Here is a 14,575-nt window from a genome sequence, read left to right on the forward strand (position 1 = left end):
GCTACCACCCTTCAGGTGGACGTGAATCGTGGTTGCACCTACAGTCACCCTTCAGGACTACTTGAAAGGTGTGCGTCATGGTGGAGACCTGGTTGCGCCGGTTGATGTGGGGGCGTGGCGTGTCGGCCGCCGGCGACGGCCTGTGGTTCACCACCTGGGCGCTGTACTTCACCCGGGTGGTGGGCCTGCCCCCGGTGGTGGTCGGTGTGGCGATGGCCGTGGCGGGCGGGGCCGGGCTGGCCGCGGCCGTGCCGCTGGGCGCGCTCGCGGACCGGTTCGACGCCCGCCACGTCGCCGCCGCCACCACGGGCGTGCGCGGCCTGGCCGTGGCCTGCTACCCGTTCGTCGACGCCACCTGGGCGTTCGTGCTGGTCACCGTGGTGTTCGTGGCACCGGCCAACGGCGGCAACGCGGCCCGGACGGCGTTGCTGGCCGGGCTGGTCGTCGACGACGCCGCCCGCGTCGACGCCCTGGCCCGCCAGCGCGTCGCCCAGCACGTCGGGTACGCCGCGGGCGCGGGCGGCGGCGCGCTCGTCCTGGGCCTGGACGACCCCGCCGCCTACCACGCCGCCATCGCTGTGAACGCCGCCGGTTTCGCCGTGCTGGTCGTCGTCCTGCTGCTCGCGCCGCGACCCCGGCGGCTGCCCCGGCCGTCGGCCTCGCCGCTGCGCGACCGCCCCTACCTGGCCGTGGTGGGCACGACCGCCGTGCTGTCGCTGTGCTGGGCGATGCTGTCCACCGGTGTCCCGCTGTGGACCTCGCGCACGCTGCCGCTGTCGCTGAGCGGGGTGCTGGTGGTGGTCAGCTCGGTCGGCATCGCCCTGCTCCAGGTGCCCGCCACGCGCCTGGCCGGCACGACACCGGGTGCGGCGCGCACCGCCGCGGTGTCCGGCGCGGTGCTGGCGGCGGCGTGCCTGCTGCTGGCGCTGTCCGGGTCCCTCGGGCGGCACGTCGGCGTGGCCGTCGTGGTGGTCGCGGGGCTGCTGCACCTGGCCGGGGAGCTGGGGTACGTGGCGGCGAGCTGGCAGCTGTCGCTGTCGCTGATGCGGGAGGAGGCGCGCGGCGCGTACCAGGGGGTTGCCGAGGCCGCCACGGCGACCGTGCAGATGGTCGGCCCGGCGTTCTTCACGGTCGGCCTGACCGCGCTCGGCGCCGGTGGCTGGTTGCTGGCCGCCGGCGTGTTCCTGGCGGCGGGTGCGGCGGTGCCGGGCCTGGTCCGGAGGGCCGACCGTCAGGTGCTCACGAGCTGATCGCCCAGGAGGGTCCGGACCCGCCGGGCGTCCGCCACGAGGTGCTGCGCCCGGTACACCCCCAGCGCCGCGCGCCAGGTGCGGACCGCCTGGTCCGACCGCCCGAGCGCGCGGTAGACCGCCCCCAGGCGCTCCAGCGCGTCGGCCCGGTCGAGCCTGGAGTCGACGGAACCGTAGCCCGCGACGGCCCGCTCGTAGTGCGCCACGGCCCTCTCGTGGTCGCCGGCGAGCTGGGCGACGTGGCCGAGGGTGTCGTGCGCGCAGGCGATGTCGTGGGAGCGGGCCCCGGCCTCGTGGGTCGCGAGCACGGCTTCACCGCGGGCCCTGGCGCGGTCGTGGTCGCCGAGCAGCGCCAGGCACTGCGCGACCAGCAGCTCCGAGTTGGCGGCCCACAGGTCCTCGCCCAGGTCCCGGCACAGCTCCGCGGCCCGGGTCGCGGAGTCGAGGGCCGGTGCCACTTCCCGGGGATCGGCCGTCCGCAGCCGCGCGTTGGCCAGGGCGTAGTGGCCGTTGGCCAGGTCCGGCCGGTCGCCCACCCCCTCGGCCAGGGCCAGCGAGCGGGCGATGTGCTCGACCGCCTCGGAGTGCAGCCCGATGAACGTGCAGGCGCTGCCGAACAAGCGGTGCGCCACGCGCACCGCGTCCGCCGAGCCCCACTGCCGGGCGGCGGCGAGCGCCTTGGACCAGGTGCTGTGCAGGTCGTGCACCCTGCCACTGCGGTGGTGGAACGTGGTGGTGGTCCACGCGTACCGCCACGTGGTGGCGTGCCCGCCCTCGGCCTCGGCGCGGGCGCAGGCGGCCAGCAGGCAGGCGTGCTCGGCGTGGAACCAGCGCATCGCGGCGGCGTGGTCCGCCGGCTCGACCGGCTCGCCGCCGGGTGCGGGCGGGTCGAGCGCGGTCGACGGCCGGTAGGGGTTGAGCAGCCGGTCCGCGCGGAAGGCGCTGTGCAGGTAGTGGTCGTCCAGGCGCCGCAACGCCGCCCGGCGCTCGTCCCCGGGCAGGTGCGCGGTCGCGTGCTCGGCGCCCACCAGCCGGGCCAGGTCGTGCAGGCGGTAGCGCCCCGGCACGTGCTGGGTGACCAGGTGGGCGCCCTCCAGCCGGCGCAGGGCGGTGCGGACGCCCGGATTCCCGTGCAGGGCCGCCGCGGCGGCCAGGCCGATGTCCGGACCCGGTGCCAGGGCGAGCAGGCCGAACAACGCCACGTCGCCCGGTGCCAGGGCGCGCAGCGAGGTGGCGAACACCGTGCGCAGGCCCGCGCCCAGCTCGTCGCCCTCCAGCACGTCCAGCCGGGTCTCGCGCAGCTCGGCGACCAGGGCGGACAGGGGCAGGCGCGGCTGGGTGGCGGCACGACCGGCCGCGATGCCCAGCGCCAGCGGGTGCCCCGCGCACAGGGCCGCCAGCTCGGCCACGGCGCACGGTTCGGCGGCGATCCGCCGCGCGCCCAGCCGGTCGCGCAGCGCCCGGAGGGCCTCGGGGGTGGTGAGCACGTCCAGGGCCAGGTAGTCCGCGCCGGTGGTGGCGACCAGGCCGGGCAGCCGGTTGCGGCTGGTCACGAGCACCGCGCACGACCCGGTGCCGGGCAGCAGCGGCGCCACCTGGGCGGAGTCGCGCGCGTTGTCCAGCACGACGAGCACCCGGCGGTCCGCCACGAGGCTGCGGAACAGCGCGGTGCGGGCGTCCGGGTCGGCCGGGACCGAGCGCTGGTCGACGCCCAGGGCGTCCAGGAAGCCGCGCACCGCGGCGGCGGGGTCGACCGGTGCCGCGGTGGGGCTGAAGCCCTGGAGGTCGACGAACAGCTGGCCGCCCGGGAAGCGGTCGGCGTTGCGGTGGGCCCAGTGCAGCGCCAGCGAGGTCTTGCCCATGCCGCCCGCGCCCGCGATCACCGTCACCGCCGCCTGGTGGCGCGGGACGTCGACCGCGGCGGTGAGCGCGGCCAGCTCGTCCGCGCGGCCGGTGAAGTGCGCGGGTGCCGGGGGCAGTTGCCGCGGCACGGGGAACGCGTCGGCGTGATCGGCGCGGTCGGTGTCGGCGGTGTCGGCGGTGTCGGCGGTCAGGATGCGCCGGTGCAGCTCGCGCAGCGCGGGGGAGGGGTCGGTGCCCAGGTCCTCGGCCAGGCGCCGGCGCAGCCGCTCGTAGTGGGTCAGCGCCTCGGCCTGGCGGTCGCCCCGGTGCAGCGCGAGCATGAGCTGCCCGGCGGCGCGCTCGTCGAGCGGGTCGGCGGCGGTGCGGGCGATCAGCTCGGGCAGCAGCGCGTGGTGCCGGCCGCAGGCCAGCGCCCAGTCGGTCCGGTCGGCCAGCGCGGCGGCGTGCTCCAGGCGCAGCCGCTCCCGCACGGCCCCGGCCCACGGCGTGTCCAGGCCCGCCAGCGGCTCGCCGCGCCACAGCGCCAGCGCCTCGTCCGCCAGCGCCAGGGCGCTGCGGGGGTCGGCCTCGGCCCGCGCGGCGCCCACCAGGCGCTCGAACCGGCGCAGGTCCACCTCGCCGGTGCCGGTGGCGAGCAGGTAGCCGCTGCCCTGCCGGGTGATGGTGAGACCGGTCGACGCGAGCGCCTGCCGCAGGCGGGACAGGTAGGTCCGCAGCGCCGACCGCGCCCGGTGCGGGTCCCGGCCTCCCCACACCCGGTCGAGCAGGGCGTCCACCGGCACCACCCGGTCCGCGTCGACCGCGAGGGCGCCCAGCACCGACCGCTGCCGGGCGTGGCCGACCGGCACCCGGTGCGCACCGCACCGGACCTCCACGTCGCCCAGCACGGACAGGAGTGCCCCCATGTGCCATGGATACCGGGTGGGGTGCCCGGCTTCAACGCACTCCGGGGCGTCAACCCTTGACCCAACCGGCCGGGGCGCCGGACGTGTTGTTCACAGAAGTCGCGGTCCGGACCGGGTGCCGCGGACCGGCCCGCCGACCCCGCCCGACGCGCCCGGCCTGCTAGCGTGCGTCCGTCCGGTCTGCCCGTTCGGGCGCGTCCGGTCCGGCTCGCCGATCGCGGCTGTCGGCCCGGCCTCGCCGCGGGGTGGGAGGCCGGGCCCGACCGGCGTTCAGCAGCGGCGCCAGTCGTTCGGGCGGCCGAGCCGCCAGTCGTTCGGACGGCCGATGCGCCAGTCGTTCGGACGGGAGGTGTTCGCGCTGGTGGTGATGGTGTTCCGCATACCGGTCTCCTTGGGGTGCTCGACTGTGCGTGATCGGCCGGTTACCGTGTCATCATCAGTCGTGGGGTGGTGACACAATGGTCGCCGGGGGTAGTGAACGACGCGCGTCATCGTGGTGGTGGCGGCACTGGTCGTTGTGGCGGTTGCCGCGCGCGGCACTGGGTTACGTGCTCGGTGTCGAGGCCGTGGCGCTCTGCGCGGTCCTGACGAGCGCGGCCGTGCTCCCGGTGACCGGGCGCCACCTGGTGTGGTTCGCGGTGCTGGCCGGTGCCGCGGTGGTGCACTTCGAGGCGGCGCGCGGCCTGGAGCGGGTGCGCGAGGTCGCCGCCGAGGGCAGCCCCTACGCGCACCCGCAGTCGATCTGGCTCTTCGCCGGGGTGCTGGTGCTGCCACCGCCGCTGGTGGCGGCGCTGGTGGCGATCAGCTACGGCTACGGGTGGCTGCGGATCTACCGGCGCAGCCCGCTGCACCGCAAGACCTTCTCCGCCTCGACGGTGCTGCTGGGCTGCTGGGCCGCCGGCGCGATCCTGTACGCCGCGCACCCCGACCAGAGCCTGCCGCACGCCGCGCAGCTCGACGGCCCGGTGGACCTCGGCGCCCTGGTCGCCGCCGGCATCGCGTACTGGCTGGTCAACCTGGCCCTGGTGGTGGGCGCGATCCTGCTCACCTCGCCGACCCGGCCGGGCCGCGAGGTGCTGGGGCCGCTGAGCCAGCAGCTGGTGATCGCCGCGTCCATCGGCCTGGGCACGGGCCTGGCCGTGGTGCTGGTGACGGCGCCGTGGGTGGTGCCGGTGCTGGTGGTGACCATGCTCGGCATGCACCTGGGGCTGCTGCTGCCGGTCTACCGCACCGCGGCCCGCGTCGACGGCAAGACCGGCGCGCTCACCGCCACCGCGTGGCAGGAGCACGCCGCGGCCGAGCTGAACCGAGCCCAGGCCACCGGCTCGCCGATCGCGGTGATCATCGTGGACCTGGACCACTTCAAGGACATCAACGACACGCACGGCCACCTGGCCGGTGACCACGCGCTGTGCGCGGTGGCCGCCGAGCTGCGCCGCCAGGTCCGCGACGGCGACCTGGTGGGCCGGCTGGGCGGGGAGGAGTTCGTGGTGCTGCTGCCCGGCGCGGGCCTGGCCGCCGCCCGGCAGGTCGCCGAGCGCGTCCGGCAGGCCGTGCGGGTGCCGCTGACCGAGGTGCCCACCACCGGGCCGGAGCGCACGCTGCGGTTCACCGCCTCGCTGGGCGTGGCCGCCCACCCGTGGCACGGCGACACCGTCGACGGCCTGCTGCTGGCCGCCGACACCGCCCTGTACCAGGCCAAGCACCACGGCCGGGACCGGGTGGAGGTCGCCGCGGCCGGTGCGGCCGGACCGGTGCTCTGACCGTCCATGGGTGAGCCGACCCGCGAACCCACGCTGTACCGGGCGGTGTTCGCCCACGTCGAGTTCCGGGCCCTGTTCGCCGCGCACACCGTGTCCACCGCGGGCGACCAGTTCGCCCGGGTCGCGCTCACCGTGCTGGTCTACCGGGACACCGGCTCCCCGGCGTGGGCGGCGGTGGCCTACGCGCTGACGTTCCTGCCCGACCTGGTCGGCGGGCCGCTGCTGGCGGGCCTGGCGGACCGCTACCCGCGCCGCGCGGTCATGATCTGCTCGGACCTGGCCCGCGCCCTGCTGGTCGCGGCCATGGCCGTGCCCGGCCTGCCGTGGCCGGCGGTGTGCGCCCTGGTGGTGCTGCTGCAACTGGCGGGCGCCCCGGCCGTACCGGCCCGCACCGCGCTGCTGCCGCACATCCTGCCCGGACCCGCCTTCCGCGCGGGCGCCGCCGCCCTGTCGACGGTCAGCCAGGCCGCCCAGGTCGCCGGCTTCGCCGCGGGCGGCCTCCTGGTCGTGCTGGTGGGCACCAGCGGGGTCCTGCTGCTCGACGCCGCGTCGTTCGCCGTCTCGGCCGCGCTGGTGGCCCGCTGGGTGCGCGACCGCCCGGTACCGGCCGCGACCGGCGGCGCGACGGCGCGGCCGGGCTGGTGGACCTCGCTGGTCGCCGGCGCCGGCCTGGTCCGCCGCGACCGGCGGCTGCTGGCCCTGCTCGGCTTCGCCGCGCTGTCGGCGTTCCACATCTCCGGCGAGGCGCTGGCCGTGCCGCTGGCCGACCAGCAGGGCGGCGGTCCGGTCGCGGCCGGGTTGCTGTTCGCCGCCTACCCGGCGGGCTGCGCCCTGGCCTCGCTGGTGGTGGCGACCCGGCCCGAGCGCACCCAGCTGCGCGCCCTGCCCGTGCTGGCCGCGGTCACCAGCCTGCCGCTGATCGCCTGCGCGCCGAGACCCGGCCTGGCCGCCCTGGTGGTGCTGTTCGCCCTGGCCGGTGCCGCCAGTGCCTATCACGCCATCGCCTCGCCGACGTTCGCGCTGTGGACGCCCGACGCGTGCCGGGGGCAGGTCTACGGGCTGGCCATCACCACGTTGAAGCTGGCGCAGGGGTTGGGCGTGGCGGCGGCGGGGCTGGCCGCCGAACGCCTCGCCGCGCACCAGGTCGTGGCGGTGGCGGGGGTGCTGGGGTTGCTGGCCGCCGCGGGGGTTACCGCGTTGTGGCGGCACAGCGGCGCTGTCGCGCCGGCTTCGGGGGCGGCGGGGGCCGCGGATTCGGGGGCTGCGGATTCGGGGGCGGCTGGTTCGGGGGCGGCGGGTTCCTGAGAGCCCTGGAGGGGCCGCCGCAAGCCCAGGGAGGCCACTGCAAGCCCGGGAAGGCCACCGCAAGCCCAGGAGGCCGCCGCGTCGTGACCCGCCGGGAGCCCGGCTCTCAGCCCGCCGCCACGTGCTCGCGCAGCGCGTCCGCGAACGCGGCGGCGGGCACCCAGCCGTCGGCCTCTCGCGCCGCGGCGGGCACCTCCACCGCCAGCAGCGGCTCACCGGTGACCTCGACGCGCTCCCCGGCCGGGTAGGCGTGCAGCCGCGGGACGCCCGGCCACACCGGCACGTCCGCCTCGGCACCGTCAACGAGGGTGACCCGCAGGGCCATGACCTGCTCGTCCCCGTCGGCGCGCGGGTCGACCCGCACCTGGTGCACCCGCACCGCCCGGTCCGCCAACAGCCCCGCCACCGCCTGGGCCAGGCCGTCGCTGGCCGCGATCAGCCGCGCCCGCCGCTCGATCTCGCGCAGCCGGTCGCTCGGCGGCAGCTCGCGGGACCGGCCCTTCTCGTCGCGGATCGCGACCGGGGCGGGTGCCGGCCGGACGAACCACTCCCGCGCCCCGGCCTCCACGTCCGTCCTGCTCGCCACGACGACCTCCCGCGCATAGGTGAGCAACGCTCGGGTGAGCGGTGCTCGCGAATCCTAGGTCGCGTGGAATCGGCGGTCGCCGGGACGGGCCGCCCCCGATCCGGTGATCGGGTGGACCGCGCCGGGCGCCGACGGGCACCCAATAGGCTGGCACCGCCGCCGTGACCGCACCGGAAGCCCGCCCTGAGGAGCGACGTCGTGAAGCTGACCCGGGTCAACGACCAGGTGCACGTGGTCACCGGAACCAACGTGAACTGGGCCCTGGTGAGCGACGGCTCCGCGCTGACCCTGGTCGACGCCGGCTACCCGAACGACAGCGGGGCCCTGCTGGAGTCCATCACCGCGATCGGCCACCGCCCCGAGGACGTCACCGCGATCCTGCTCACCCACGCCCACCTCGACCACATGGGCGGCGTCCCCGCCATGACCGGGCGGTACGGCACGCCGGTGATGACCGGCGCCGAGGAGGCCCGGCACGCCCGCCGCGAGTACCTGGAGCAGATCACGCCCGCCCAGATGCTGCGCCAGTGCACGCGGCCGGCCGGGCTGCGGTGGGTCGCCGCGACCGTGCGCGCGGTCGGGCCGGCCAACGTCAAGATGGCGTTGGACGAGGTCGTCGCGGTCGAGCCGAACACGCCGCTGGACGTGCCGGGCGGCCTGGTGGCCGTGCCCACGCCGGGGCACACCAGGGGCCACACCGCCTACCTGATGCCGTCGACCGGGGTGCTGTTCAGCGGCGACACCCTGGTCACCGGTCACCCGCTGTCCCGGCTGGGCACCGGCGCGCAGCGGCTGCCGGAGGTGTTCAACGAGTCCGAGGACGGGGTCACCGAGGCCATCGAGAGCCTGCGGGGGCTGCCCGCGGACGTGCTGGTGCCCGGCCACGGCGAGCCGGTGCGCGCGCCCGTCGCCACGCTGGTCGACCGGGCGCTGAACCGCTGAACCGCTGAACCGGCCGGGCGCTGCCGAGCCTGCCGCGCCGCCGTTCACCCCGCCGGGGTGCCTCGTCGCCACGCCGGACCGCCACGCCGGACCGCCACGCCGGACCGCCACGCCGGACCGCCACGCCGGACCGCCACGCCGGACCGCCACGCCGGACCGCCACGCCGGACCGCCACGCCGGACCGCCACGCCGGACCGCCACGCCGGCCCGTCACACCAGCCGGCTGGGCGCTGAACAGCTGAGCCGACCGGGCGCTGAACAGCTGAGCCGACCGGGCGCTGAACCGCCGAGGTTCACCCCTCCGGGTGGTTGCGGGGCCGCGTCACCCTGACGCGCGAACCGAAGGCCGGTGGTCCCGCCCTCCGCTGCCCGACCATCTGCCGCGTGACCTCTACGCCGATCTTCGACGAACTCGTCGCGTTCTACCTGTCGGACGACCTCCCGCCGGAGCCGCCGCGCCCGCCGTGCACCACCGAGGGCACCGGGACCGCGACGGGTGTGCTGGCCCAGTGGTGGTCGCACTGCGAGCGAACCGCAGGCTGACCGGTGGTCGAACGATTCACCACAACCCCGGGGAATCCGGGCCACGTGGAATTCCAGGGGTCGGGGGAAAGCGGTGAAACCGGGGTGCCGCGCCTCACCCCTCCCGGCTTTCGTGCGCCTCGCGGAACTCCTCCACGACGTGCGCGGGCAGCCGGCCGCGATCGGCCAGGTCGTGGCCGTTGCGCCGGGCCCACTCGCGGATGGCCTTGGAGGTCTCGCTCGACCTCCTCGGACCCCTCCGGGTGGTCGCGGCGCCGCGTCGCGACCGCTTGCCCACCTTGTCCGCGTGGGCGATGAACTGGGCCAACGCGTCGTGGAGCCGACGCGCGTTGCCGGCGGAGAGATCTATCTCGTACGACACGCCGTCCAGGCCGAACGAGACCGTCGCGACGTCCTCCGACGAGCTCCCGTCGAGGTCGTCGACCAACCGCACCAGCACTTGCCGTGCCATTCCGAACCTCCCGCGCCATTCCTCCCCGGACCAGGATAACCCCTTCGAGATCGACCAAATCGGCACCGTCGAAGACGAATGCAGTTCATCTTGACCGAATGCATCCCGCCGGCCAAGAAGTTCACGACGCAAATTCACGTTGTTCACCGGCGACGGCCGCCGCGCCTGCGGTAACGTCGGGCGCCCGCGGACCGGGGAGGTACGGCATGCGCAACCACCGCAGCCGCGTGTTGTTCGAGGGCCGCGACCGGGCCCCGGCGCGGTCGTTCGTCCGCGGCATGGGCCTGACCGACGAGGACATCGCCAAGCCCCAGGTCGGGGTGGTGCACTGCTGGGTGGGCACCATGCCGTGCAACCTCAACCACCGGGTGCTGGCCGGGCGGGTCGCCGAGGGCGTGCGCGCGGCGGGCGGCAACCCGGTCGAGGTCAACACGATCGCGGTGTCCGACGGCATCACCATGGGCACCGAGGGCATGCGCATGTCGCTGGTGAGCCGCGAGGTCATCGCCGACTCCATCGAGCTGGTCGGCCGCGCCCACATGTTCGACGCCCTGGTGACCATCGTGGGCTGCGACAAGACGGTCCCGGCGGCCGCGATGGCGCACGTCCGGCTCGACCTGCCCGGCGTGGTCCTCTACTCCGGGTCGATCCGGCCGGGCCGGTTCCGCGGCCGGGACGTCACCGTCATGGACGTCTTCGAGGCCGTCGGCGCCAACGCGGCGGGCGAGCTCGACGACGCCGGCCTGCGCGAGCTGGAGGAGAACGCGTGCCCCGCGCCCGGCGCGTGCGGCGGCCAGTACACGGCCAACACCATGGCCACCGCGCTGGAGTTCCTGGGCCTGTCGCCGATGGGCTCGGCCAGTCCGCCGGCCGCGGACGCCCGCAAGGACGAGGTGGCGCGCGAGGCCGGGCGGCTGGTGCTGCGGCTGCTCGACCAGGACCTCACGCCCGGCAGGCTGCTGGGCCCGGCGTCGTTCGAGAACGCCGTCGCGGCCGGTGCGGCCACCGGCGGCTCCACGAACCTGGTGCTGCACCTGCTGGCGATCGCCCGCGAGGCGGGCGTGCCGCTGGACCTGGCGGCCATCGACGGGATCAGCCGCCGCACGCCGCTGCTGGCCGACCTCAAGCCCGGCGGCCGGTACACCGCGGTGGACCTGGACCGCGCCGGCGGCACCCGGCTGGTCGGCAGGCGCATGCTGGAGGCGGGCGCCCTGCGCGGCGAGGCGTTGACCGTCACCGGGCGCACCATCGCCGAGGAGGTGCGCGACGCCCCGGCCGCACCGGGCCAGGACGTCGTCGCCGACGCCGGCCGACCGCTCTCGCCCACCGGCGGCCTGGTCGTGCTCACCGGCAACCTCGCCCCGGACGGCGGCGTGCTCAAGGTCGCCGGGCACACCCGGACCACCCACGTCGGCCCGGCCCGCGTGTTCGACTCCGAGGAGGCCGCGATGGCCGCCGTGCAGGCGCGGCAGGTGGTCGCCGGGGACGTGGTGGTGATCCGGTACGAGGGGCCCAAGGGCGGTCCCGGGATGCGCGAGATGCTCGGCGTCACCGCCGCCCTGGTGGGCCAGGGGCTGGGCGAGCGGGTCGCGCTGCTGACCGACGGCCGGTTCTCCGGGGCGACCAGGGGCCTGATGATCGGCCACGTCGCGCCCGAGGCGGCCGAGGCCGGGCCGATCGCCGCCCTGCGGGACGGGGACGTGGTCACCGTCGACGTCGGGCGGCGGCTGCTGCGGGTCGACCTCACCGACGAGGAGCTGGGGCGGCGCCTGGCCGACTGGGTGCCGCCCGAACCGCGCTACCCCGGCGGGGTGATGGCGAAGTACCGCAAGCTGGTCTCTTCGGCCGCCCTGGGTGCCGTCACGGGCTGAGCGCCGGCACCGCCGGCATGAACTGCCCGCCGATTGGGTAGTTTCCGCGCTGGTGTGGCGTCTTCAGCAGGGAGGGCGTGAGGTGGGATGACGGCGTTGGAGCCCGACCTGAGGACGCGGGTCGACGTGGCCGACGGGGGGCGCGCGGTCCTGCTGCACGTCCGCGGCGAGGTCGACCAGGGTGCTGTCGAGCGCCTGGACTGGGCGTTCACCGAGGCGGTCGGCACGGCGACGCGGGTCGGTGCCCGGCTGCTCCTCGTCGAGCTGGGTGAGGTGGAGTACTTCGCCTCGGTGGGCATGACGGCGCTGCTGCACGCCCAGGAGCGGGCCGACCGGTGCGGGGTCGAGCTGGTGGTGGTCGCCCCCGCCAGGCACCTGGTCACCACCCTGCTGGCGATGACGGGCCTGGACACGGTGATCCGCGTGGTCCACTCCGCTGACGACGCGCTCGCCGAGGTCGACCCCGGGACGCCGGAGCGGTAGTCCCGGCTCGGGAGCGGTGGCCTCGGGCTTCACGGGACCGGTGTTCCGGTTCAGGGCCGGGCCGGCCCTGAGCCGGGCGCCGGGGCGTGCGTACCGCCGGCACCGGCGGGCATCACGTGGCGCGACACCGCCGGTGGGACGTCGGTGGCCCCGGTCGGGTTCCTCCCGCCGTGAGGAACCCGACCGGGGCCGGTCCGGGAGCCCGGCTGGTGCGCGGGGCCCAGTCGGGGCTGGTCGGTGCCGGCGATCGGTGCCGGCGGCCGGGGTCAGCGGGTGGTGCAGTGGGTGCCGTTGAGCCGGAACACCGACGGCGGCACGTTCGGGCCCTGGTAGGAGGCGACGAAACCGGTGGCCACCGCCGCGCCGGGCGCGATCACCCGGTTCGAGTCGCCGCCGACGACCTGGACGGTGGTGCCGGTCTGCGCCCACGTCCCGTTCCAGCCGCTGTCGACCCGCTGCCAGGTGGTGGGCCAGTCGAAGGTGAGGGTCCAGCCGTCGACCGGGCGGGTGCCGGTGTTGACGACCTCGACGTTGCCCACGTAGCCGTTGCCCCAGTCGCTGACGTCGGTGAAGGTGACCGCGCACGTCGACGTCGCCGGGGTGGCGGTGGTGAAGGTCAGCGGCGGCGAGGACCAGGAGACGCGGCCGGCGCCGTCGCGGGCGATGACGTTGACCTGGTAGCGGGTGCTCGGGACCAGGTTGTGGGCGGTGAACGAGGTGCCGGTGGTCTCGCCCCACTGCTCGGTGTTCGCGCCGACGCGGCGGTGGACCTCGTACTTCACGCCCGGTGCGCCGGCCGGCCAGCTGATGGTGGCCGTGCGGTCGGTGACCGCGCTCGCGGCGGGGCGGCCGGGTGCGGCGGGGCCGGTGACCGGCGCCGAGGGCCGCAGCACCAGCGTGGTGATCGAGTACGGTGGGAGCGTGGCCGACGTGGCGCTGCCGGTGCCGGTGGTGATGGCCGCGTCGCCGTTGCCGTGGGTGAGGACCTTCGCCTCGCCGGCGGGGGAGTAGCCGGCGTAGCGGAGGCTGACCGGCTTGGCGGCGTCGGGGTCCTGGTTGATCAGCATGACGGACAGGCCGCCGTCGGTGCGGCGGGCCGCGTGGACCTTGACCAGCGGGTCGGTCGAGGCGGTGGCCAGGAGCTGGTCGCCGGGCCCGGCGAAGCGGGAGGTCATCGCCAACGCGTGGTACGGCGCGAACGGCGTGTTCAGCGGCGGCTGGCAGACCGTGCCGTCGGCGGTGCAGTTGGCGCTGGAGAGCAGGCCGAAGTCGTGGAAGTCGGTGTGCCCGGCGATGGTGGAGACGCGGTCGATTCCGTTGTGGACGTTCCACCAGTCGATGGTGAACACGCCGTTGGCCATCAGGGTGGCGTAGGCGTCCGCGGCGAACAGCGCGCCGGGCTGGGTGTTGCGGCCGTAGGAGGTGTTCAGCTCGGTCATGGCGATGCCGAGCTCCTTGCCGGCGTACCGGCGGGACTGCTCGCGCACCAGCCGGATCGCGTCGGTGATGCGGTCGGTCCGCGCCATGGCGTCGGCCGCCGTGTCGCCGCCGGGGTACCAGTGCACGATGCCGAAGTCGACCTCCGGCCCGGCGGTGGAGAGCACGACCTGGTTCCAGGTGCCCGCGTCACCGGCGGCGGTGATGCCGTCCGGCCACTCGCCCGGCGTGGTGAGCACCGCGCCGACGTGGATCGTCGGGTCGACGGCCTTCATGGCCCGCGCGAATTCCACGACCAGGCTCGCGTATTGGGCGGGGCTCTTGTCGGGGTGGTCGTCGGCCTCCCAGTTCGCCCCGTAGTGGCCGTTGCCGTACAACTCGTTGCCGATTTCCCAGTACTTGACGCCGTAGCCCTTTTCGACGTTGGCGTAGCGCACCCACTCGGCGGCTTCCTGCGGTGTGCCGGTGCCGTAGTTGGCGGCCACGATCGCCTGGCCGCCGGCGCGCCGGACGCCGGCCATGAAGGTGTCGAAGTCGGTGTTGGGCGCGACGTAACCGCCGGGCGCGGTGTGGTCGCGCCAGTGGTAGATGTCGGAGTAGGAGCCGCCGGGGTAGCGCATGGCGCGCACGCCCGCGTCCTTGAGCAGGTCCGAAACCTGGGTGGTGCCCAGCTGGGCGTCCCAGATGGCGTGGTTCACGCCGAGCGCCGCGTCGCCGACGGTCTCCAGGGCGGCGCGGGTGTTGACGATGACGAGGGTCCCGGGGTCGTCCTGCGCGCGCACGGCGGGGGCGGTGAGCGGGGAGGCGATCAGCGGGGAGGCGGCCAGGGCGAGGGTCAGCAGGGCGGCCAAGCGGGGTCTCATCGGCGGTGTCCACTTCGACGACGGTGTCTGGGAGCGCTCCCAGGTTGGGGTTGGCGGGCACCGTTGTCAATCATTGGTGTGGATTACCGCGGCGCGATCGAAAGAATTCGACGCGTTCGACTGGCGCGGTGGACTTTTTGGAGTATTCGGAGGGGTGGGCGGCGGTTCCCGGGCGCGGTTCCCGGAACCCCCGGGGCGCCGCCGTGGAACCGCCGTCCTGGGGTGGCGGCTGTGGGGGCTTGAGCGCCGCAGCGGAACCGCCGTTCTGGGGGCGGCGGCTTCTGGGGGTTCGAGCGCCGCCGCCGGCACGGC

The 14,575-nt window shown here is 75.6% G+C and carries 11 protein-coding genes; 7 read left to right on the top strand and 4 right to left on the bottom strand.

Annotation, left to right across the window (positions count from 1 at the left end; all coding sequences use genetic code 11):
- Positions 1-77 precede the first annotated feature (77 nt).
- Positions 78-1,250: an MFS transporter gene (locus EKG83_RS18595; RefSeq protein ID WP_033434166.1), complete on the top strand. Its 1,173-nt coding sequence runs from the start codon at positions 78-80 to the stop codon at positions 1,248-1,250.
- Here the strand turns inward: EKG83_RS18595 and EKG83_RS18600 are convergent.
- Positions 1,232-4,018: an AfsR/SARP family transcriptional regulator gene (locus EKG83_RS18600; protein ID WP_033434167.1), complete on the bottom strand. Its 2,787-nt coding sequence runs from the start codon at positions 4,016-4,018 to the stop codon at positions 1,232-1,234. The genes EKG83_RS18595 and EKG83_RS18600 overlap by 19 nt on opposite strands.
- A 548-nt stretch (positions 4,019-4,566) precedes the next feature.
- Here EKG83_RS18600 and EKG83_RS18605 point away from each other — a divergent pair.
- Both EKG83_RS18605 and EKG83_RS18610 read left to right on the top strand, forming a co-directional pair.
- Positions 4,567-5,781: a GGDEF domain-containing protein gene (locus tag EKG83_RS18605; RefSeq protein WP_228122674.1), complete on the top strand. Its 1,215-nt coding sequence runs from the start codon at positions 4,567-4,569 to the stop codon at positions 5,779-5,781.
- Positions 5,782-5,787: 6 nt separating this feature from the next.
- Positions 5,788-7,086, top strand: a complete 1,299-nt coding sequence (locus tag EKG83_RS18610) for an MFS transporter (protein WP_033434169.1) — start codon at positions 5,788-5,790, stop codon at positions 7,084-7,086.
- A gap of 106 nt (positions 7,087-7,192) precedes the next feature.
- Here EKG83_RS18610 and EKG83_RS18615 read toward each other — a convergent pair whose 3' ends face one another.
- Positions 7,193-7,672 (bottom strand): hypothetical protein, encoded by a 480-nt coding sequence (locus tag EKG83_RS18615; protein WP_153278206.1) that lies wholly within the window; start codon positions 7,670-7,672, stop codon positions 7,193-7,195.
- Positions 7,673-7,870: 198 nt separating this feature from the next.
- Between EKG83_RS18615 and EKG83_RS18620 the strand changes: the two genes are divergently transcribed.
- Both EKG83_RS18620 and EKG83_RS18625 read left to right on the top strand, forming a co-directional pair.
- Positions 7,871-8,614, top strand: coding sequence for an MBL fold metallo-hydrolase (locus EKG83_RS18620; RefSeq protein ID WP_153278207.1), 744 nt, complete (start codon positions 7,871-7,873; stop codon positions 8,612-8,614).
- 385 nt (positions 8,615-8,999) lie between these two features.
- A complete protein-coding gene (locus tag EKG83_RS18625; protein ID WP_153278208.1) occupies positions 9,000-9,158 on the top strand; it encodes a hypothetical protein in 159 nt (52 codons plus the stop codon).
- Between the two features lie 94 nt (positions 9,159-9,252).
- Here EKG83_RS18625 and EKG83_RS18630 read toward each other — a convergent pair whose 3' ends face one another.
- Positions 9,253-9,609, bottom strand: a complete 357-nt coding sequence (locus tag EKG83_RS18630; RefSeq protein WP_033434172.1) for a histone-like nucleoid-structuring protein Lsr2 — start codon at positions 9,607-9,609, stop codon at positions 9,253-9,255.
- A 206-nt stretch (positions 9,610-9,815) separates the two neighbouring features.
- Between EKG83_RS18630 and ilvD the strand changes: the two genes are divergently transcribed.
- Both ilvD and EKG83_RS18640 read left to right on the top strand, forming a co-directional pair.
- Positions 9,816-11,480, top strand: coding sequence for a dihydroxy-acid dehydratase (gene ilvD / locus EKG83_RS18635; protein ID WP_033434173.1), 1,665 nt, complete (start codon positions 9,816-9,818; stop codon positions 11,478-11,480).
- An 87-nt stretch (positions 11,481-11,567) separates the two neighbouring features.
- Positions 11,568-11,963 (top strand): STAS domain-containing protein, encoded by a 396-nt coding sequence (locus tag EKG83_RS18640; protein WP_051766662.1) that lies wholly within the window; start codon positions 11,568-11,570, stop codon positions 11,961-11,963.
- Positions 11,964-12,229: 266 nt separating this feature from the next.
- Here the strand turns inward: EKG83_RS18640 and EKG83_RS18645 are convergent, their stop codons facing one another.
- A complete protein-coding gene (locus EKG83_RS18645; protein WP_033434174.1) occupies positions 12,230-14,263 on the bottom strand; it encodes a cellulose binding domain-containing protein in 2,034 nt (677 codons plus the stop codon).
- Positions 14,264-14,575: the final 312 nt, after the last annotated feature.

The sequence above is a fragment of the Saccharothrix syringae genome (assembly GCF_009498035.1).
Taxonomy (GTDB): Bacteria; Actinomycetota; Actinomycetes; order Mycobacteriales; family Pseudonocardiaceae; genus Actinosynnema; species Actinosynnema syringae.